17 protein-coding genes and 1 pseudogene are annotated in these 18670 nt (G+C 43.7%); 11 read left to right on the plus strand and 7 right to left on the minus strand.

From position 1 onward, the window contains the following. Positions 1-112: 112 nt before the first annotated feature. The 4 genes from ACP2WE_RS11310 to ACP2WE_RS11325 all read left to right on the plus strand — a co-directional run bounded on the left by ACP2WE_RS11310 (position 113) and on the right by ACP2WE_RS11325 (position 3016). Entirely contained in the window at positions 113-682 is a 570-nt protein-coding gene (locus tag ACP2WE_RS11310) for an NUDIX hydrolase (protein WP_425215655.1), read from the plus strand. Positions 683-837: 155 nt separating this feature from the next. Beyond that, the gene (locus tag ACP2WE_RS11315; RefSeq protein ID WP_425215656.1) at positions 838-1044 is read left to right on the plus strand and encodes a hypothetical protein; all 207 of its coding nucleotides are present in this window, start codon (positions 838-840) and stop codon (positions 1042-1044) included. Next, a complete protein-coding gene (locus ACP2WE_RS11320) occupies positions 1020-1436 on the plus strand; it encodes a DUF485 domain-containing protein (RefSeq protein ID WP_425215657.1) in 417 nt (138 codons plus the stop codon). Before ACP2WE_RS11315 ends, ACP2WE_RS11320 begins: the two co-directional genes overlap by 25 nt. Further along, complete coding sequence (locus tag ACP2WE_RS11325) at positions 1433-3016, plus strand: sodium:solute symporter family transporter (RefSeq protein WP_425215658.1); 1584 nt, start codon at positions 1433-1435, stop codon at positions 3014-3016. Before ACP2WE_RS11320 ends, ACP2WE_RS11325 begins: the two co-directional genes overlap by 4 nt. 37 nt (positions 3017-3053) lie before the next feature. Here the strand turns inward: ACP2WE_RS11325 and ACP2WE_RS11330 are convergent, their stop codons facing one another. The 3 genes from ACP2WE_RS11330 to ACP2WE_RS11340 form a co-directional block, all read right to left on the minus strand. Further along, on the minus strand, positions 3054-4697 hold the full coding sequence (locus ACP2WE_RS11330; RefSeq protein ID WP_425215659.1) for an SWIM zinc finger family protein: 1644 nt from the start codon (positions 4695-4697) through the stop codon (positions 3054-3056). A gap of 235 nt (positions 4698-4932) precedes the next feature. Continuing rightward, positions 4933-5607, minus strand: a complete 675-nt coding sequence (locus ACP2WE_RS11335; RefSeq protein ID WP_425215660.1) for an ImmA/IrrE family metallo-endopeptidase — start codon at positions 5605-5607, stop codon at positions 4933-4935. Then, a complete protein-coding gene (locus ACP2WE_RS11340) occupies positions 5604-5957 on the minus strand; it encodes a helix-turn-helix domain-containing protein (RefSeq protein ID WP_425215661.1) in 354 nt (117 codons plus the stop codon). Before ACP2WE_RS11340 ends, ACP2WE_RS11335 begins: the two co-directional genes overlap by 4 nt. A 137-nt stretch (positions 5958-6094) precedes the next feature. On the opposite strand from ACP2WE_RS11340, the gene ACP2WE_RS11345 reads away from it, so the two are divergent. Together ACP2WE_RS11345 and ACP2WE_RS11350 are read left to right on the plus strand one after the other, a co-directional pair. Continuing rightward, positions 6095-6922, plus strand: coding sequence for a PD-(D/E)XK nuclease family protein (locus ACP2WE_RS11345; protein WP_425215662.1), 828 nt, complete (start codon positions 6095-6097; stop codon positions 6920-6922). Beyond that, positions 6919-9135, plus strand: a complete 2217-nt coding sequence (locus ACP2WE_RS11350) for a Piwi domain-containing protein (protein WP_425215663.1) — start codon at positions 6919-6921, stop codon at positions 9133-9135. The genes ACP2WE_RS11345 and ACP2WE_RS11350 overlap by 4 nt, the downstream gene beginning before the upstream one ends. A gap of 222 nt (positions 9136-9357) precedes the next feature. Here the strand turns inward: ACP2WE_RS11350 and ACP2WE_RS11355 are convergent, their stop codons facing one another. Both ACP2WE_RS11355 and ACP2WE_RS11360 read right to left on the minus strand, forming a co-directional pair. Continuing rightward, the gene (locus ACP2WE_RS11355; RefSeq protein WP_425215664.1) at positions 9358-9615 is read right to left on the minus strand and encodes a hypothetical protein; all 258 of its coding nucleotides are present in this window, start codon (positions 9613-9615) and stop codon (positions 9358-9360) included. After that, a complete protein-coding gene (locus tag ACP2WE_RS11360; protein WP_425215665.1) occupies positions 9578-9937 on the minus strand; it encodes a DUF6972 family protein in 360 nt (119 codons plus the stop codon). The genes ACP2WE_RS11355 and ACP2WE_RS11360 overlap by 38 nt, the downstream gene beginning before the upstream one ends. A 152-nt stretch (positions 9938-10089) precedes the next feature. Here ACP2WE_RS11360 and ACP2WE_RS11365 point away from each other — a divergent pair, with 152 nt between their 5' ends. The 3 genes and pseudogenes from ACP2WE_RS11365 to ACP2WE_RS11375 all read left to right on the plus strand — a co-directional run bounded on the left by ACP2WE_RS11365 (position 10090) and on the right by ACP2WE_RS11375 (position 11311). Further along, complete coding sequence (locus ACP2WE_RS11365; RefSeq protein WP_425215666.1) at positions 10090-10458, plus strand: type II toxin-antitoxin system Phd/YefM family antitoxin; 369 nt, start codon at positions 10090-10092, stop codon at positions 10456-10458. Further along, positions 10445-10549: pseudogene (locus ACP2WE_RS11370) on the plus strand (type II toxin-antitoxin system RelE/ParE family toxin); the annotation flags it as partial. The gene ACP2WE_RS11365 and the pseudogene ACP2WE_RS11370, both read left to right, overlap by 14 nt. A gap of 120 nt (positions 10550-10669) precedes the next feature. After that, positions 10670-11311: a type I restriction enzyme HsdR N-terminal domain-containing protein gene (locus ACP2WE_RS11375; RefSeq protein WP_425215667.1), complete on the plus strand. Its 642-nt coding sequence runs from the start codon at positions 10670-10672 to the stop codon at positions 11309-11311. A 15-nt stretch (positions 11312-11326) separates the two neighbouring features. Here the strand turns inward: ACP2WE_RS11375 and ACP2WE_RS11380 are convergent, their stop codons facing one another. Then, positions 11327-14596: a hypothetical protein gene (locus ACP2WE_RS11380; RefSeq protein ID WP_425215668.1), complete on the minus strand. Its 3270-nt coding sequence runs from the start codon at positions 14594-14596 to the stop codon at positions 11327-11329. Between the two features lie 386 nt (positions 14597-14982). Between ACP2WE_RS11380 and ACP2WE_RS11385 the strand changes: the two genes are divergently transcribed. Both ACP2WE_RS11385 and ACP2WE_RS11390 read left to right on the plus strand, forming a co-directional pair. Then, positions 14983-16440, plus strand: a complete 1458-nt coding sequence (locus ACP2WE_RS11385; protein WP_425215669.1) for a reverse transcriptase family protein — start codon at positions 14983-14985, stop codon at positions 16438-16440. A 725-nt stretch (positions 16441-17165) separates the two neighbouring features. Next, positions 17166-17942, plus strand: coding sequence for a hypothetical protein (locus tag ACP2WE_RS11390; protein WP_425215670.1), 777 nt, complete (start codon positions 17166-17168; stop codon positions 17940-17942). A gap of 13 nt (positions 17943-17955) precedes the next feature. Here ACP2WE_RS11390 and phoU read toward each other — a convergent pair whose 3' ends face one another. Next, positions 17956-18627 (minus strand): phosphate signaling complex protein PhoU, encoded by a 672-nt coding sequence (gene phoU / locus ACP2WE_RS11395; RefSeq protein ID WP_425215671.1) that lies wholly within the window; start codon positions 18625-18627, stop codon positions 17956-17958. Between the last annotated feature and the right edge of the window lie 43 nt (positions 18628-18670).

An 18670-nucleotide genomic window follows, 5' to 3' on the forward strand; every position in this document is an offset into this window, starting at 1 on the left:
GAAGGTTGAATTTGAATATCATATTTTTATTTATTTCTGTATCCTATTTTACGGAATGCCATGAAGTTAATTATTTTTGCAAAACTTTACAGCCTGTTTTTCATCCCCTGAAATGTTAACCCCACCTCCAAAAGACTGGCAAACCCGCGATCGCTTCTTTGAACTACATTCGCGCTGGATGACGCTGATTGGCGAACATCTGCAAGACGATCGCGGCGAAATCTTGGAATATTGGCGAATTGAGAAAGCAGATTCCGCGATCGTTCTGCCAATTCAAGGCGATCGGATTCTATTGCCCACGCCCAGCTATCGTCCTGGCATCGGACAGGTGACCTTAGATTTTCCGGGCGGGCGAGTTGCAGAAGATCAAAATCCCGAACAGGCAGCGATCGCGGTTCTGAAGCGAGAGTTAGGAATTGAATCCGACGCGATCGCGCAACTGATTTCCCTCAACACCGAAGGTTGGGCAGTGAATAGTTCCTTCTCTAATCAGAAACTCTACGGCTTTGTCGCTCAAATTGAAAGCACCGTAAAGTTTCCACCTGAATTCCGCATCGAAACCTATCCTGTCACGCCCATAGGAGTGAATCGCTTGCAGCAAGCACTCAACTGTTTACAGTGCCGCGCCATACTTTTGGAGTGGCGATTAACCTTCACAGAAATCTTTCGGATAATGGAATAAATGATTAAAAATAAATCAAGAAAATACCGAATATGAGCGCTTATTCTCGATTTCTCGTAGTTTTTATGCCAATTCCGCAAAATCTGAGCATTCGTAAATATCGTTAAGGTTTGAAGATATTTAAGCGCTCTTGTAGTTAGATAGGCAAGTGGGGATTGTCGCCCCTACCTATAACTGAACGCGATCCGCGCTGCTATGCGCTGAAAGAACCCTGCGATCGCAATGCGCCTAAATTCCTTGCCCTGCTTTGTGTGGCGCGAATGGAAGCGATCGAATTCACGTTCGAGTTATGGCTGAATAAAACAACTTTTTTACAAAACTTTCTACAACAAAATTCATGGAAAATCGCGCAAAAACGCTAGATGATGTCGCCAGCGATCGCTGGCGCATCTCTATGTGGCTCACGGCCTTCATGATGGTCATTTACTTCGGGTTTATTCTGCTGATTGCCTATGACAAATCATTATTAGCTACGCCCATTGTCCCCGGACTATCGTTAGGGATTTTGCTGGGGGCTTTAACAATCGCGGCAGTATGGTTGCTTACCTATGTTTATGTGACTTGGGCAAACAATGTCTACGATGTCCATGTCGCCGAGTTACAGGCAGGCTTGCGGAATCAGTCCTCAAATTCTACAACGGCTTCCACAACGGCTTCCTCAACTACAAGCACAGCGGAGAACCTCACACCCGACGCCTTCAACCTGACCCAAGACGAAGCCAACAATGAAACAGACTATGGAGAGGAAGGATGAATAGCACAACAACAGTCGGTCAATTTAATCCACTCGCGATCGTATTTTTTGTGATTTTTGTCCTCTCTTCCCTTGGTATTACCTACTGGGCAGCGGGTAAAACGAAAAATACCTCCCATTTTTATACCGCAGGGCAAAGTATCAGTGGTTTTCAAAACGGCTTGGCACTGGCAGGTGACTATATGAGCGCCGCCAGCTTTTTGGGGATTGCTGGCTTGGTTGCGCTCAAAGGCTTTGATGGCTTGATTTACTCCATCGGTTTTCTTGTGGGTTGGCCCTTGGTCATGTTTTTGATTGCAGAACCCCTGCGGAACCTCGGTAAATATACCTTTGCCGATGTGGTTGCCTTCCGTCTGCGTCAAACCCCTGTGCGAATTGCCGCAGCGATCGGTACGCTGGCAGTGGTCAGTTTCTATCTGATCGCGCAAATGGTAGGCGCAGGCAATCTGATCAAGCTACTGTTTGGCTTGGACTACGAAATCGCCGTGTTACTGGTTGGTGGTGTCATGCTTGCCTATGTAATCTTTGGCGGTATGATCGCCACCACATGGGTACAGATTATTAAAGCGGTGCTTTTACTGGGCGGCACAATTTTGCTATCGGTACTGGTGCTCTCCAAGTTTGGCTTTAATCCGCTCAATCTGTTTACTGCGGCAGCGGACAAATATGGTACAGGGGTACTTGCACCGGGCAAACTGATTTCCGATCCTCTAGATGCTATCTCCTTAGGCATGGCATTGATGTTGGGAACCGCAGGTCTACCCCACATTCTCATGCGCTTTTACACCGTGCCCGATGCTAAAGCTGCCCGCACTTCGGTGATGTATGCCACTGTGTTTATTGGATTTTTCTATCTGCTCACCTTCATTCTCGGTTTTGGCTCAATGGTTTTGGTGGGACAGGATTTGATTGCCAAAATTGACAAGGGCGGAAACATGGCAGCTCCCCTTCTAGCAGAAGCCCTTAGTGGTAATGCCTTTTTAGGATTTATCGCAGCGGTTTCTTTTGCCACGATTTTAGCAGTAGTAGCAGGCTTGACCCTCTCAGGCGCAGCAACGCTCTCCCACGATCTCTGGGTGAATGTAGTACGCAAGGGGGAAGCTGACGAAAACGAGCAGTTTAAGGTGGCGAGAGCCGCAACGATGGCACTCGGTGTCGTCGCTATTGTTTTGGGCATTGTGTTCAAAGGGCAGAATGTTGCCTATATGGTGGGACTTGCTTTTGCGATCGCGGCGAGTGCCAACTTCCCATCGCTTTTACTGTCGATGATTTGGCGCAAATTCACCACAAATGGTGCGGTGACAAGCATTGTGGTCGGTACGGTGTCATCCTTGGTGCTGATCTACCTATCCCCCACTATTCAGATCGATATTCTCAAACAAACTACCGCCTTCTTTCCCTTAAAGAATCCTGGGTTAGTCTCGATTCCACTCTCCTTTGCCGTAGGAATCATTGTTTCACTACTGGAAAACGATCCTGCATCGAGTGCTAAATTTGATGAAGTGGAACATCGCATTCACACAGGCATGAGCAGGCAGGAAGCCACGGCAATCCCTGTCCTCGACTTAGAAGAAATCTAACGTTAGTTCAGATTGTCAGCTTTGAGAGTGTGTTGTATCAGCGGTTGGCAAGATCGCGTTGCATGCGTAGGGCAAGAATATGTTCGCAGGGCCCTTTAAATAGTTTGTTTTGTTGATGCCAATTACAAGTGCATTCAGCATGAACGATGCGCTCATCGCGATCGAGGGTAACTACTGGGAGAAAGGTTTGATTTTTGTGACGCACTTCTCCCTGCAACGATTGAGTACCAAAAGTATCGATATTGGAATGGGTAATCCGAACTGCATTTTGTTCTATAAAGCGACTTGCATTTGCTTCGCGATCGCTAGCAAAGCGCAGTTTTTCCATGGGTAAAGGCACTTGAGTCAGTTCGCGCACGCGATAGACTTGCTTATTGAGATCGTAAATCGCTCTACCTGCTTGCGTGTAGGCACTAAGCGCACTAAGTACGACGGAGCGATCGAGCCGCAGTCTTTTGGCTAAAGCCTCAGGTGCTTCTACCCAATTTTGTTTGAGTGCCTCAAAAATTTGGCGTTTCGTGCCATCGTCAACATTCGTGCGAGGAGCGAGCAGATCGAAATTACTCGCCTTTGCCCAGTCGTTGGCTGTCCAGCCTGATAGTCCTAGGGTGAAGGACATATCTTCGAGATCGGCAACATAGAAAGAAGGCATTCCATTGCCGAGTAAATGCACGGTGAATTTACGAGCAACGGGAATTAATCGCTCCAAAATTAACAAACGGCGACGACCCCAGACACGGATCGTGCGATCGCTATTGCCTTCATAAATCGAACGAGAACAAATAACTTCAGTTCCCCAAGGCTCAAACACAACCCGCACAGGCTCACCTGGCTTAAGAATATAGCGCATACTGCGCGGGCCTTGCTTCTCTTTGCGGCGGCGCAAAACGAAACAGATGTTATAAATATCTGTGGGATGGAGGTCAAAGCGAATGGCGGGTAAGGACATCGCCGAACTAACTTGCAAAAAGCCCCTTACCCAGGTATCTGGTAGGTCGATTTTGACCTCTTTATAGTTAGATTCGCCCGTGGTCTGTACTTCAAAACCAGAAGGATCGACTTCTAATAAGGTGCGTTTATAGCTGCGAATTTTTTGGAATTCGTCGTAAAGTGCGGCGGAATAGTCAATATTCGTCGTGCCACAGGCAAACTCATCAACATGATTGAATACTTCATAGCTGGCTCCCAGACGACCGTAGCTAGATTCATCTTGGCTAAAGCACTCAAAGAAAACCTCGTCGGGATGAACCGTAATTACGGGGTCGAGCACAAACCAGTAGTCGCGATCTTTTTGATAGAGATATTCAAAATATCTAGCAGTAGCCCGATAGAAACCAGACATCCGTTCTGAACTGCGTCGGTTTAGATTTGTGAGTTCGGCTTGGAGGGCTTCGATCTTGTCTTTTATCTCTTGGCGTTGAGCGGCGACCAATTGCCAGTCAATCTCATTGCGCTGAGCTGCCCAAGCTTTATAGGCTTCTTTGTCTTTAGGCTTAAACCGCAGGTCAGAAACCACTACATCGTGTAAAGCACTGATGGCTTCTCGAAAGGCAATATTCTGGCGTAACTCGCCTCTAAAGTAAGTAGGCTGGCGGCTTACGTCTGGCGAAAATGACATCTGGGTGCGATCGCCCTGCCCAGACACCGTCGAACTTCCTTTATAGTTATAGTTAAATTCCATTTTTTTGACCTCAACTCGCAGCTATGTAGTTCATTAAGCTTGTTTTCAGGTATCACACTTCAATTACGAGTTTCTATCAACAGATTTGGAAATTCTTTTGTTTGGAATACATCATTTTTTCAATCATTTGCATATTTGCATTATGTAAACATCCAATATTACTCTTTCTGGTAGAGCATTACTGTATATTTACCCATACTTGCTTCAGCATAGGTGCGGTCTTCAAAGGAAGTATTTAGAATAACTCCCCCTGTTCTGTAGATATATATTTTCCTAAATAAATCTGTTGAGAGTTTTTAGGAATACATATCCATTCCATTTGTTGTAAGCGCACTTTTAGAGCAGCTAAACTGACACCCAGTTCATCTTTCATTGCGCGTAGGTGGCTCAATTTTTGTAAATTTCTTCCTTTACGTGTTTCTTCAAGAAGGTAACGTGGCATTAAGAGTGAACCTGCAAAATAATCCGCCTGCCATTCTATATCAGCACCAGTGTTTCTATTTAAAGATCGACATAAAAAAGGCTGAGACTCTCTTGGCATTTCTATGTCCAACTCTTGCTGCTTTATAAGTCCATCTGCTTCAGCTTGATTAATGTGTAGACTCCAATGACCAATTTCATGAGCAATGGTAAATGAGGCAAAACCACTTTCTTCTTTTAAGCTTGGAATATCTTCGTTGATTTCAATTAGTCTTTCTAAAGGAAAAATTCTTGCTGCAATTTTCCCTTTGCTATCTGAGGGGATTGAGCCCCAAACTATTCCTAAATCTAAGAAATCAGCAATTTTATTAGGGTCAATACGACCATTAAAAGAATGCTTCGGATGTGCTTGAAGCTCACGAAGTATCTCATTCGCTTTACGCTCTATATCTTCTTTTCTAGCCCATAAAAAAGGCTTGATTATATTCAAATTTTTTTCTCCTGTTCTTCGGTAATAGCTCGGTCGAAAATTTCACGAGCAAACAGTGGGTCTTCCTGCATACGTCTAAATAACATAGGCATTTCTTTATAGTTCTGTTTGAGTAACTGTTCATCACGTTCTGGAATCCGTCCTGATAGAAAGACTAATTCTTCTGGATTTAAATCTAGTTGAGCCGCTAGATTTCTAATTACATCTTCTTTAGGAGCATAATCTGCACGGTCATTTTCTAGTTTAGATAAATAAGTAAAATCTAGGTTGACTAGACTTGCTAGTTCCCGCTGACTGTACCCTTTTTCCTTACGAGCATCGCGAATAAGTTGCCCAAATTTTTTGTTCACATCATTCTCCGTACTTGTTAAACCATTATATTTGGGCTTGACTAAAAAATCAACAGAAGGTATTGACTAAAAAATCAACATCGATTAGCATTACCCATAGAGTTGAATAAAAAATCAAGTCTTTATAGGCACTAGATATGGGATTTACAAATAAATGGTTGCCGTTTGCAAGTTATGGATTGATGGCTGAGTTGATACCACCAGTGGGACAAGAATCATTTCACTGTGATATGCAACGTGGTTACAAACGAGCACGAAAAAAAGAATTAGAGGTTTCAGCTTTATTAGCCAAGGATACAACCCCCCAAAGAATAGGATTATTGGCACAGAAAGGAGTTTATGAATTTCATCAGCATCCTGAATTTATATCTCAAGAATATGAGGTAGAAAATTTAGCAGAAATTTTAAAACTAGACGAAGAGTCTTACCTAGTTGAGCAAAGAGTTACTCAAATTCTTTGCAATTATCGTGATAACCCCGTGTTACTGGATAAAAACATTATTAGGCTTAGTCGTGGAGATGAAGGAGTTCCCGATGGTTTAGAAATAAATAGTCATAACTATCTATTTCGATTATTTGCCGCCATCGATTGTATTTTTGAAGATACCGATGGTACTTTATGCATTCTTGATTTTAAAACAGGAAAAAGTAATTTTGATTTTCGGCAAGCCTATATCTATCTGTTGGCAGCGACTTATCTCTATCCAGACCGTAAGACATCTGCTTTGTTTTATAACTTGGAGTCCTGTAAATGGTCAGATCGGATTACAGCATCACCAATTCACTTGTCTGCTTTACAAACAGAATTAGCAAGAATCGCTAAGTCTCATGAATTGGAGAAGAAGAGATATCACAGAGAGCCTGAACGTTTTGCAGAAATCTTCACCCCCAACCCTGGCTTTGCTTGTAAATATTGTCCATTTAATTCAATTTGCTCATTTTCAGTATGTGAGGTTGCCGCATGAATACTACGACCGATAATGCTCCAAAGCCACCTATTTCCTTATGTGAGATAGCACTTTTGTCCCACTCAGAATTAAATCTGATGAGATTTCGTCTTTCACCGCATATTGATGAAAGAGAAATAGGTAATCCTTTAAGCTTTCATCTCTGTCGTAAATTTGCTGAGATTATGGTTGTTTGGGATCAGGGCGATTTTTATGCAATTGCAAAACCACAGCAAAATATACCGACTGTTGCTGAATGGCGGGAAGCATTAGAGAATATTCAAAATGATATAAAAGAATTTGGCGAGCAATCTTTTTCTGTTCAAGTTGTAAAATCTGTTGAGATTAAGCCTGAGACTGTAGCGCAACTGGCTTATCAAATATTAAAAATATCTCGTCCTTTCTCCCATGCTCCTTTTAATAATCAAGTAGTTCAAGTGGTTCGTAAGCCTGAATTTTCGGCAGAAACAGTAGAAATTAATGATTTAGCCCAGCCTGCTTTATCTTTAAGCGTTCGCAGTGATATTTTATTTCGAGGTAATCTCGCTGAATTTTATCAAAATCATCCTCAAAGACAAAATGCTGAAAAGCTGTTAACTGGTCTGAAAGTGCAGGATATAGACTCTGGTGGTAGTGGTCAGATTGAGCGTATTGCAGGAACAATTCAAGCATATCGAGATAAGTTGATAAAACTTGCTGCGGGTTCAACTAGTAAGCAGGCTTTAATCGATGCACCAGACGATCAGCCTATTGTTGCTGTTAAGTTTGGCAAGAATAAAAAACTATATGAATATGCACTTGCTGCCTTAAGGCCTTGTATTACTGAAGATACCGCCGATCGCTTTGAGGTTAACTATGGGCAACTTCTTAAGTCAACGAAGATTCCTTATAGTGAAAGGATGGAGTTGTTAAAGGGATATAAGCTGTCTGCAACTGAAAAACTCAAAGAATACGGATTGCAACTTTCCCAAAAGAGTCTTAATAGTTCTGACAATTTAAACTCTTTCTGGCAGCCATCGACACCAGTAAATCAGACTCCTCTATTATTTGGCAAAGATTTTCGAGGATTGCAAAGTGGGATTTTGACTGGATTGAAAAAAGGTGGTGTCTATCGCCATCATCCTGATTTACAGGCAGAAAAGATTAACATCGTAGCTTTAAAGCTCTGCGAACAAAAAGTTGGTGATTTTCTAGGGGCGGCTATGAAGCGACTAAAAGATTATGGATTTGATAATCAAGTTGTTGAAACTAAGTCGTTAGAAATTTCTAAACTTGATGGTGCAGATGCAAGAGTGATATTAGAGAAAGAAATTGATCGGATTGCTGGGTTTGGTATTCCGATTCATATTGTCTTGGTTTTTTTGCCAGAAGGCGATCGCCAAGCTGACAAAGAAGATGGCGGTAGTCTTTATCAAGCAGCATATTCTCATTTACTCAGACGTAAAATCGCTAGTCAAGTAATCTATTCTGACACTTTAGAGAAAAATCACAGTCATATTCTTAATCAAGTGATTCCGGGTATCCTTGCTAAGATGGGAAACTTACCTTTTATTTTGGCTGAGCCGCTAGACATTGCTGATTACTTTATTGGTTTAGATATTTCTAGGGCTTCCAAAAAGCAATTGGCAGGGACAATGAATGCTTGTGCTAGCGTTCGACTCTACAACAAACAGGGAGAATTTATTCGCTATAAAATCGAAGATTCGCTAATTGAAGGTGAAGAGATTCCGCAAAGACTATTGGAAAATCTATTACCTGCGTCTGAATTAGAGAATAAAACTGTATTGATCTATCGCGATGGTCGGTTTTGTGGTCAAGAAGTTTCGCATCTACTCAAACGAGCTAAAGCGATTGGTGCAAACTTCATATTAGTTGAAAGCCGAAAGTCTGGTGCCCCAAGATTATATGGATTTAGTAATAAATCTCTGATCGCTCCTAAAGTTGGTGTAGCCTTGAAATTATCTTCTCACGAAGCAATTTTAGTCACAACAGATGTACCTGCTAGTATTGGTGTCCCTCGACCAATCCGTTTAACAGTTCGCAAGGAAGGATATCCTGCAACAATTGACAGTGTTCTTGATACAACTTTAAAGTTGACACTTTTACATCATGGAGCCTTGAAACCTCCTCGTGTTCCCATGCCTATTTACGGTGCAGATCGAATGGCTTACTTAAAGTTAAATGGCATTTATCCAAGTGTTTTAGAAGGGGATCGGCAATTCTGGTTATGATTTCTGGATTTGTAAAGTTTAAACGCGGATCGGACAATTGCAGAAAGATATTCTATTGGATCGTTGATACGAGCTATTCCAATTTTAAATATTGGATTGCAGTATTGACATCCTTGCCCGTTTCTTGCTAAGCCATGAGAAACAAATATAGCTTAATATTTCTGTTTAACTTGCGATATTAAGTAAGCGATTTCAATTGTTAACACCCTTGATGCTTCGCGATTACATAATTTCATCAGCCAAAAGTTGACCCTTGACTCGTTCGTATTCATCCTCAAGCAGCCACTCTTGGGCAGTTTGATAGTTAGGGTGAGAGACGATAAGTTTATAGTTCGAGGCAGGGTTAAAAATATGACAACTGCCGTCGCGATCGGCAACTAGCATGAGAATTTTGGGTGGGAAAATCACTGGATCGACCCAGAGTTCTAAAAACTTCCAAGTATTAGCTTGTTTTGCGAGGGCTGGTGCGTGGGATTGCATGATACTCACCTGTCGTTTTTACAATTTTGATCTCGCCGTAGTAAAGCGGTGTTTGGCTCCCGTCTATTCTAATTATGTAACCAATTGGCTCTGGGAAGTAGAGTCCATATCGTTCGTAATCATCTTCATTCTCACCTATTCCCGTTCGTTCTCCACCTTTGATAATAGCCTGCGTGACTTGTTCTAGGGTTTCGCGATCTTTAAATACATGCGCTCTGCCCTCTCTTCGCAGTAAACGTTGGACTTGAGGGGTATTGGGTAAATGGCGATCGACAAGGCTTGGTCGGGAATCTGGGGTAATATCTCGGTCAATTCCACTCATGGGTTGGGAGATCGCACACGACAAATCAGAGTTGCCATTTTAAACTATTGTGCTGATTCTAATTACAACTCAGATGCGTATCACATTAAGAAAGCGATAGCAGTTTCGATCGCTTATCATTAAATTAGATCCGAATTGAGTGCGTTAAATTTATGATCGAGCTAAAAAACATTCATTCTCTTAGCGACTTTAAGCGCAACGCCAAGGAATTTATCGAACAAATCAAAGCAACGCGATCGCCTTTGGTTTTGACCGTCAACGGTAAAGCCGAAATCGTTGTCCAAGATGCTCGTGCCTTCCAAGCAATCTGCGATCGCGTCGAGCAAGCAGAAGCAGAACTTCGCGCTCTAAAACTTGCAGCCCTCCAACAAGCGATCGATCTCGGAGTTACACAACTCAAACATGGTGACTACACCGAATACAGTTCAGACACATTGCCCCAACTGCTAGAAAATATCAAAACTCGCGGTCAAAAGCGGTTAGCGCAAAATAATAATGAATCAATGGAGTTTTCCTGTTAAACCATACATTATCTTCTACAGAAAAATGGAAGATTACATTGAAATTGTGCGAATTCTTCACCAGTCTAGAGATATTGAAAAGCAGTTTTAAGGTTTGAGTAGCGATCGCCATCTCCAAAATATGAATTTTTAAAGACTTTTGTCAATCTTAATTCGGATTGAATCAAGTGCTAGAGTGGTAGGAAGCAAAACTAGCACGGAGGATGTCGCTATGGTTCAAACTGCCGTAACACAGGTTGTTAGGACTTTAAACCATGTGCATCAAAAGTTTGGCTTGCAGAGAGCGCTAAACAACCAATTTTTCACAGAATGGCATGAAAACCTGCCCTCACTAACTTCTTCCGAGCAGGAGACTTTAGATCGGCTTAGACAACGTTTTCGCTATCATCGTGAAGAGGGGCAAGTTACAGAATGTGCTGTGAATGCCATTGTGGTATCGCGTTTGTTAGAAATGGTTGGTTTCTACGATCCTCCATTTCGCTTGCGTTCAGAAGTCCCTGTAGAGATTGAAACCACAGTAGAAAATGAAACACTACGCGGAAAGATTGACTTTTTAGTAGTTCAAGACCAATTTTGGCGAACGGTGATTGAATCTAAAGAGACAGAATTTGATATTGAAGTGGGAATTCCGCAAACACTATCTTATATGATGGCATCGCCTGTAGGGCAAGTGCCATTATTTGGCATGGTTACAAATGGGAATAATTTCATCTTTCTAAAAGTTCGTAAGGAGAGCAGAGAGTACGATTTTTCAGAGACTTTCTCATTGCTATCGCGGGTAAATCACCTCTATGATGTGTTGCAAATTTTGAAGGGCATTGCTCATAGGACATTACCCATAGCCAACGGATGATATTGAATCTGGATGTCATGATTTTGTGGGAACTGCAACCATCTTGATTGGAAGAGGAATTTGGGGATAGATGAGATGGATCTTTAAGAGAGACTCTAGGGCTTTGGCTTTGTCACCGATCGCGATCGCAGCGGATTGTCTGGTTAAAATTTGAGCGACGATGCTAGCGGCAGCTTCGCTTTTTGTTGCCTCGCGATCGAGAAAAGCAAATACTCTCTGCTTGGTGACGCGACCGCGATTTACTTGGGCTAGGACTCTGGTGAAATAGGGGATTAGCTCTTGCAAACGGCTGGGATTATTCACCGCATAGTTTTCTAGATAGTTCGTGGCAAATAGCTGCATATCCGTGGAGGGATGTTCGCTAAATTTAACCAGATATTCCTGACCATCGGTTTCCTTAAAGCAGCGGCTGACGAGATCGCGCCCAAACTTGCGAACATCCGCCCGCACGTTATCGCAGATACTGATAATTACAGCAGGCGTGAAGTCTTCAGGCTGAAGTAATTCTCCAAATAGGCGAAATCCAAATAAACGGCTGTCATCCCATCGCGATTCGAGCAAGGGTAAGGCTGCGAGTAGCTCCTCTGGCTGACGGTGCAGGCGTTGGAGAATTCGTTCGCACATGGCATAGGAGGCAGAGCGGACTGCCTGCACTTCATGATTTCCAAACTGGGCGATCGCTGCGGTCGTAAAACTATTTGCCCAAGTCGATACATTTGCCAAGAGAATACACCCCGCCACTTCCTGCGCGGCTCCAGAGGTCGCTTGCAAAAGCTGTGTGGCGGTTTCTGGAGTGGCAGCCAACATCCAGTCTGGCAGGGCTGTTTGGAGTAATTGACAGAGAAATTTATGCACGCCTTCATGTTCCTCAGGCGCAAGCAGGACTTGGAGCAGTTGTCCTGCAAGGGTCAGACTGAATTCGCGGCGGAACGCATCCCCAAGGGAATCGCCACTCGCTAAACGGTGAACGATCGGACGAATTGCCTCGCGCATCTCGGCGATCGCATGGGTTACAAATGCCAAAATCAGCTCAGTGTGTTCCCTTAAAATCCGATCGGGCAATTGACCGAATAGCCTTACACCCAAAACTCGCACATTATCATAGGGAGATTCTAACAAGGCATCGATCAAACCCTCTGGCAAGTCCATGACATTTGTTTCATGGTTCGCGAGAATCTGCGCTCCCAAGGTTTGAATCTCTGGAAGGGGATGACGCAATAAATCGAGAATGATTTCTAAGCCCAGCGATCGCAATGGGAAGCTGAAGCTTAACAGGAGTGTCTCTGATGCGAATTTGGCTTGCACTGTTTGATTGGGGTTGAGTTTCAGCAGTAGCGCGATAATATGTCCGATTAAGGTTCGCACCGTGGCATCATTCATCAATACAGAGCCAATGACCGAGCCGAGTAACTGTCGCGCAAAGGTGCGAGTTTCAGATTGTTTGCTGAGGACTAAGCCTGCAATCAGTTGGCTGTCTTCTGTTAAAAAACGATCGCGTTGCTCGTTAATCCAGCGGTAAGCCTCAGTTCTTGCAGGGGCAAAATTACAATTAGCGACAGCTAGAATTAGTCTCCCATCGGGGCGACTGCTTTGATAGCGCAATCTTGCTAACTCAAAGCCCAATTGTGCTGTAACTTCGTAGGGACGATCTAAAATTTGGATTAAATTCTCTAGTTCTAATCCTGCCAAAAATTGCTGACAAGAGCGGATTGCTTTGACCGCAAATTGATGCACGGGATGGCATTTGCTTTCCAATAGCAGTTGCAATAATGCCGTGGGATGCTGTTCCCAAAGCCGTGGAAAAGCCTCTTCTCTAACTTGAGGCTCAGGATTCCCTGGCTTATAGGGTGGAACGCATCGCCAAGCTCTAGCATTGGGTTTTAGAACATATCGAGGACTATGCTCGTAGAGAATATGATTGAAGGTAAGATATTTGGCATAGATATCCCATTCTATCCTCGCGGATTCAAATCGACTCCAGTTGCGATCGTATTTATAGTAAATCGATCGCCGCACCTCCTCAGCATCAGCATCAGCATGCTGCAAGAGAATGCTTACGGCAAATCTAATGTAGTTTGGATCGTTCAATTCTCCCAGTTTACGCAGCGATCGCCATACTCTCCGCTGTAGGTAACTACGTGTTTTTTGAGTGTAAACCTGATTGTTTGAGGTTTCTGGCTGTTCTCCAAAAGAAAATTTTTGTTTGACTCCATTTTCTATCGCCATCACCATAGGCTCGCCTGTCATGGGGTTATGATAGGCTCTGACTTTGGTTGTAGAATCGGCAGGTTTTTCTATGTCAAAGCGCTTTGCTAGAATTGCAAAGGCTTCAGCGTCTTGACGATATTCGGCGATTTTAAAAATGTGTCGAACTCTTTGGAAGTAATTAAATTGCAGCGGAATCGTTCTCAACACCTCTAGGATAACTGGGCGAATATTCTCGCGATCGATCTGATAGAGCAGTTCGATTGCCACAAAACGGAAGCGATCGTCACTATTGAGAAAAGCCTGAAAAGCCTCAGTAAATTGTTCGGAAGTCCCATTGCGAACTGGTTCTTGTAGCCCGATCGGTAATTGCGCAATTAATTGCGATCGCATCTCCGCTTGCTTGGCAGGATCGGCTAGTTTAAACACAGCTTCAAAAGCAATGCGCCGCACAGAATCAGGCGCAGCACTATTTTGATAAAGCCCTTCTAGGGTAGGGATGACAGTAGGATCGCCGCACCAACCTAATGACCATGCGATCGCGTAGTTCCTAATCGGGTTAACGGAGGTATTGAGGAACCGTAACAGTAATGGCACAGCTGCGGCAATTTTTAGCTCGCCTACCCGCCAAATAATTCGATCTAAGGGTTGCTGGATACGGTCGCGCTTTGAGATTCTCCCCATCCTTCGACCTGAGACAACGCCAGAGGGCACGCCTGCATTTAAGATCGCCACCAAACGATTGAGAATCGCTTGCGTTCTTGCATCGCTATTCATGGGAATTTCGATCGCTGGAGGTGGAGGACTGGCGATCGGTGTTGGTGCTACACCCGATTCCCCCGTGGCATCGCGATAGCCCTTGCTAATTTTTGCATTGACAAGGCGATCGAGCAGTGTTTGGGCTTTCTCTAAGGAAATCGCGGTCACTGTCTCAGAATTTTCTTTTAGGACAGAACCCTGCCGACCATACCGCGAGTTGACCACATAGCGATTTTCACCCACCCGGCAGAGATCGATTTCATAAACCTTGGCTGAGCTGCCTGCTTGATAGAGTAGGGTTGTTCGTTTAATTAGTTCCATAGCAAGTTCAAACCAGTTAAATCGATCGCGATTTAGCTATCCTAAATCATTTGTATTTGACCCAGTTACACGATCTAGGTTATCGTTTAATCGTACATAATTTTGTACGTTTTTTTGTCGCAATGGCAGTCATAGAGGTAAACAACCTTGCAATCCGAATGGTGGATCGCCATTCTTGCATTTAGTCTAAGCGCGCATCACTGGCTTACTCTTAACTGTGCGTCTCTCGCTACTAGTGTGTTATCACAGTTTGGCTTCCGAGAAGCTAACGAACACACTAGTAGCGGAGCCGCTGGAGTTGAGCAATCCAGTCCTGGGAGGTTTACGAAGGAGTAACCTGTTGACTGCTATGCGACTTTTTTACAGTGCTTTGCGCTTTACCAACTATGACCAATCAACCTAGAACCCGTCAGGAACTCTACGATCGCATTAGACGCAGTTCCAAAGAGGAAGTGATTCTGGAGGAAATGATTCGTTTGGGGTTCTGGCCAGCCGCAGGGGAGATGCCCCAAGATCCTGCTGATGAGATTCGGCGCAAGGGCGAGATCTTGCGAGAACTTGAGGATTTAAGATCGCAAAATCGCCAACTCCATAACGAGGAAGCCCTCAAAAAAGCAGCACTAGCCCTGAGATTAGCCGAATCGAAACGCAAGCAACAGGAAACCAAGGAACGCCGAGAACGAGAACGACAGGAACGATTAGCGCTTTGGGAACTCAAAAAACAGCAAGAAATTGTATTTTTGGGCGAAGGGGTTTCGGCGGGATTAAATCAAACCGAATGCGATCGCGATCGTCTGCAAAGCTACGATTTACCTGAATATGGCACATCGGAAGAGATTGCCAATGCCATGGGAATTAGTCTTGGCGAACTGCGGTTTTTAGCCTTTGCGCGACGTGCCAGCAACACCTCTCACTATATCCGTTTTAAGATTGCCAAAAAAACAGGGGGCAGTCGCTTAATTTCTGCACCGATGCCACGCCTCAAGCGAGCCCAGACATGGATTCTCTATAACATTTTAGAGCAGGTCGATTTGCATGAGGCAGCGCATGGTTTTTGTTTGGGGCGATCGATTGTTACCAATGCCGCTCCCCATGTCGGAGCCGATGTCATTATCAATCTCGATTTACAAGATTTCTTCCCTACGATTTCCTATAAACGAGTCAAGGGCTTATTTCAATCCCTCGGCTATTCTGAAGCTGCTGCAACTATCTTTGGACTCATCTGTACAGATGCCGCCGTAGAGGCAGTGGAACTAGATGGCAAAACCTATTATGTTGCCCTAGGCGGCGGTACGCATCCTGAAAGGAATCGCCATTTGCCCCAAGGCGCACCCAGCAGCCCAGCCATTACCAATTTAATCTGTCGCCGTCTCGATCTGCGTCTCTCAAAAATGGCGACCCATCTTGGCTTTGTCTATACTCGCTATGCTGACGACCTGACGTTCTCAGCTTCTGGGGAGAATTTGCGGCAGATCTGCAATATTCTCAAACGCACAGAAGCGATCGCAACGCACGAAGGATTCACAATCCATCCGCAAAAAACGAGAGTTCTGCATAAATCTCAACATCAAGAAGTAACGGGTATTGTAGTTAATCAAAAGCTCAATGTTGACAAGAAAACACTCAAATCTTTCCGCGCCACTCTATTCCAAATCGAGCAAGATGGACTAGAGGGAAAACACTGGGGAAGTTGCCCCGACCTCATCCAATCCATTGAAGGTTTTGCCAACTTTGTTGCCATGGTGAATCCAGACAAAGGAGAAAAGCTCAAAGAGCAAGTAAAGCGCATTAAAGCCAAATACAGACCTAAGCGTGTAAAGCGCATAAGATGGAAAAATAAATAAGCGATCGCTCTGAAAAAAACAACTTGGATTCCACCCAGAAACTCTTTCCATTACTTTTCTTCCATACCTTAAATTCTGCTTCTGTTGCGATAAATTTCATTAGTGCAAATTACTGTGTGGTTAAACTAACGTGAGTTCGATGAATTTCAAGACTCTAAAGCTTTATAAATCAAGGTTTTTGAAGCCTAGTCATATAAACAAATCCAAATTTTTATTGAGAATAAATGACTCCGTCGCAAACGGACGGGGTATCAAATTCAAATTCTTTTTTTTCAAAGACTAATGCCCTAAAGGGCGGGGAATTCGACCCTTGATGAGATTAAAATCCATCGAACTCACGTTAAAAATTAATGGGGGGTTATGACAGGACTGCAAAATGTAGTAGAGCTTCGCTCGACGTGTGATGCTAGTGGATTGAAAGTTTGATAAAATCTTGGGAAAAGCTTTAGAAATGGTTGACTTGACAGAATCTGCATATATAGCGATCCTAAATGATCCATGAGAGATTCTTTCTTCTGCATAAAATCGTAGGGGCAATTCATGAATTGCCCCTACACACAAATTAAATAGGATTGCTATAGTATAAAAGTTATGCATAGCTGATAAATTCCTTCTTCTGATTTGTCTAGAAATTATTCAGGAACATAATTCTTATGACAAAGTCCAGATATATAGGTTAAAAACGCAAATAATTAAACATATATTTGGAGTTTGTTAGGTTTTAAATGCAGAGAATTAACTTGAGCAGTTTTTTATTGTGTGGTGCAACGGTAGCGATCGCGCTATCTGGGGCTAAATCGGTTAACGCTCAAGCGATGGATGTTCTTTTCGGGCAAGCCTATAACGTGTGGCAAAGTTGGAGGGTCGATGCCCAGAAGATTCAGGAGATTAGGTCTAGACCTAGTAGACTTCCAGGTGAGGGCTATGTTGACCGAGAAGCACAGAAACTAGAGGCAAGTCTTGTCACGGCAACATCGATTGTGAAAAAGCAAGCAGAACTGCTCAACAATCCTGAGTATATTCTGTATCTAACGGGGCATTGGAGGCTATTTCCAACTCCTCAAGGTCAAAAATCTGGCGAATTTTGTAGTGCTTTCTTCTCAAGAAACGGAGTAATGCTCACTTTGTCGGGTCCTGGTGGCGACTATAAGGGTGCGCTCCTCACATTTATGTCAGCAGATATTCCAAAGCCTGACAAGATGGAAATGGTAAAAGTTACCCTCACTCAAGATGATGAACCTTCCATAACGACACAAGCATTCAATTACTCGCCTCCTAATATGCCATTTGGGGCGATCGCTTTTGCGGTTCCGACTATGGATGCAGCTTTGTCTGGTATGAAAGATGTTCAGGTTTTCAAGGTAGAGATGGCTGGCAAACCCGTCGCGAAGATCAATTGGCATAGTGGTCTGGCTGCAAGTAGAGAACTGCGTAGGTGTATGGATGGTCAACCCTATACAGTGACAACTATCGACATTATGCCGAAAGGTATGAAGCGATGAATACTGATATTCCCTAATGTCGTTTACCCGTCACGATATAGCTCACACGCTGTCCGACGTTGGTGGCATGGTCTGCCATGCGTTCTAAATGGTGAATTGCCAAAACCATCAGCATCGTGGGTTCGATCGAGCCAGCGATCGGGGTTTGTTTTGCCAATAGGTCAAACAACATAGCATAGTCATCATCAACCGCATCGTCCTTGGCTTTAATTTGGAGTCCCATATCAGAATCAAAATTTGCTAAGGCAATCAAACTCATTGCTAACATAGCACGACAGCGATTGGACATGGTCTGAAGCTCTTCCATAAAAGGAGGGGTAGGGTAGGAAAATAGCTTAATCGCAATTTCACCTAAATTTTCAGCATAGTCGCCAATGCGCTCTAAATCTCGAACCAAATGCATCAAAGCACTTAGCAACCGCAGATCGCGGGATACAGGGGATTGCAGTGTCATGAGGCTGATGCAGTCCAATTCTATTTGGCGATAAAATCCATCAATTTGTTTGTCTTGGGCGCTAATCTGTATGGCTGTCTCTAGATTGCGCTCAAACAAAGCCGTATGTGCCAACAAACAGGAGTTTTCTACCAAGGCTCCCATGCGCAGCGCATCCTGTTCTAAACGGCGTAGTTGTCGTTCAAATTGGCTTCTCGTTCGTTTTTGCCCCTGAGGAGGGATGTCTAACATTGCAGTTCTAACGTGAGGGACATTAGCTTACGCCAAGCGATCG

It is taken from the genome of Tumidithrix helvetica PCC 7403 (assembly GCF_965232925.1).
GTDB lineage: Bacteria > Cyanobacteriota > Cyanobacteriia > Pseudanabaenales > Pseudanabaenaceae > Tumidithrix > Tumidithrix helvetica.

What these genes read in the sequence shown, in the direction of transcription:
- ACP2WE_RS11330 (WP_425215659.1), bottom strand. Translation starts at nt 4,697, where the DNA reads ATGGAATTTAACTATAACTATAAAGGAAGTTCGACGGTGTCTGGGCAG.
- ACP2WE_RS11325 (WP_425215658.1), top strand. Translation starts at nt 1,433, where the DNA reads ATGAATAGCACAACAACAGTCGGTCAATTTAATCCACTCGCGATCGTA.
- ACP2WE_RS11390 (WP_425215670.1), top strand. Translation starts at nt 17,166, where the DNA reads ATGCAGAGAATTAACTTGAGCAGTTTTTTATTGTGTGGTGCAACGGTA.
- ACP2WE_RS11310 (WP_425215655.1), top strand. Translation starts at nt 113, where the DNA reads ATGTTAACCCCACCTCCAAAAGACTGGCAAACCCGCGATCGCTTCTTT.
- ACP2WE_RS11365 (WP_425215666.1), top strand. Translation starts at nt 10,090, where the DNA reads ATGATCGAGCTAAAAAACATTCATTCTCTTAGCGACTTTAAGCGCAAC.
- ACP2WE_RS11385 (WP_425215669.1), top strand. Translation starts at nt 14,983, where the DNA reads ATGACCAATCAACCTAGAACCCGTCAGGAACTCTACGATCGCATTAGA.
- ACP2WE_RS11350 (WP_425215663.1), top strand. Translation starts at nt 6,919, where the DNA reads ATGAATACTACGACCGATAATGCTCCAAAGCCACCTATTTCCTTATGT.
- phoU (WP_425215671.1), bottom strand. Translation starts at nt 18,627, where the DNA reads ATGTTAGACATCCCTCCTCAGGGGCAAAAACGAACGAGAAGCCAATTT.
- ACP2WE_RS11360 (WP_425215665.1), bottom strand. Translation starts at nt 9,937, where the DNA reads ATGAGTGGAATTGACCGAGATATTACCCCAGATTCCCGACCAAGCCTT.
- ACP2WE_RS11320 (WP_425215657.1), top strand. Translation starts at nt 1,020, where the DNA reads ATGGAAAATCGCGCAAAAACGCTAGATGATGTCGCCAGCGATCGCTGG.
- ACP2WE_RS11380 (WP_425215668.1), bottom strand. Translation starts at nt 14,596, where the DNA reads ATGGAACTAATTAAACGAACAACCCTACTCTATCAAGCAGGCAGCTCA.
- ACP2WE_RS11355 (WP_425215664.1), bottom strand. Translation starts at nt 9,615, where the DNA reads ATGCAATCCCACGCACCAGCCCTCGCAAAACAAGCTAATACTTGGAAG.
- ACP2WE_RS11375 (WP_425215667.1), top strand. Translation starts at nt 10,670, where the DNA reads ATGGTTCAAACTGCCGTAACACAGGTTGTTAGGACTTTAAACCATGTG.
- ACP2WE_RS11345 (WP_425215662.1), top strand. Translation starts at nt 6,095, where the DNA reads ATGGGATTTACAAATAAATGGTTGCCGTTTGCAAGTTATGGATTGATG.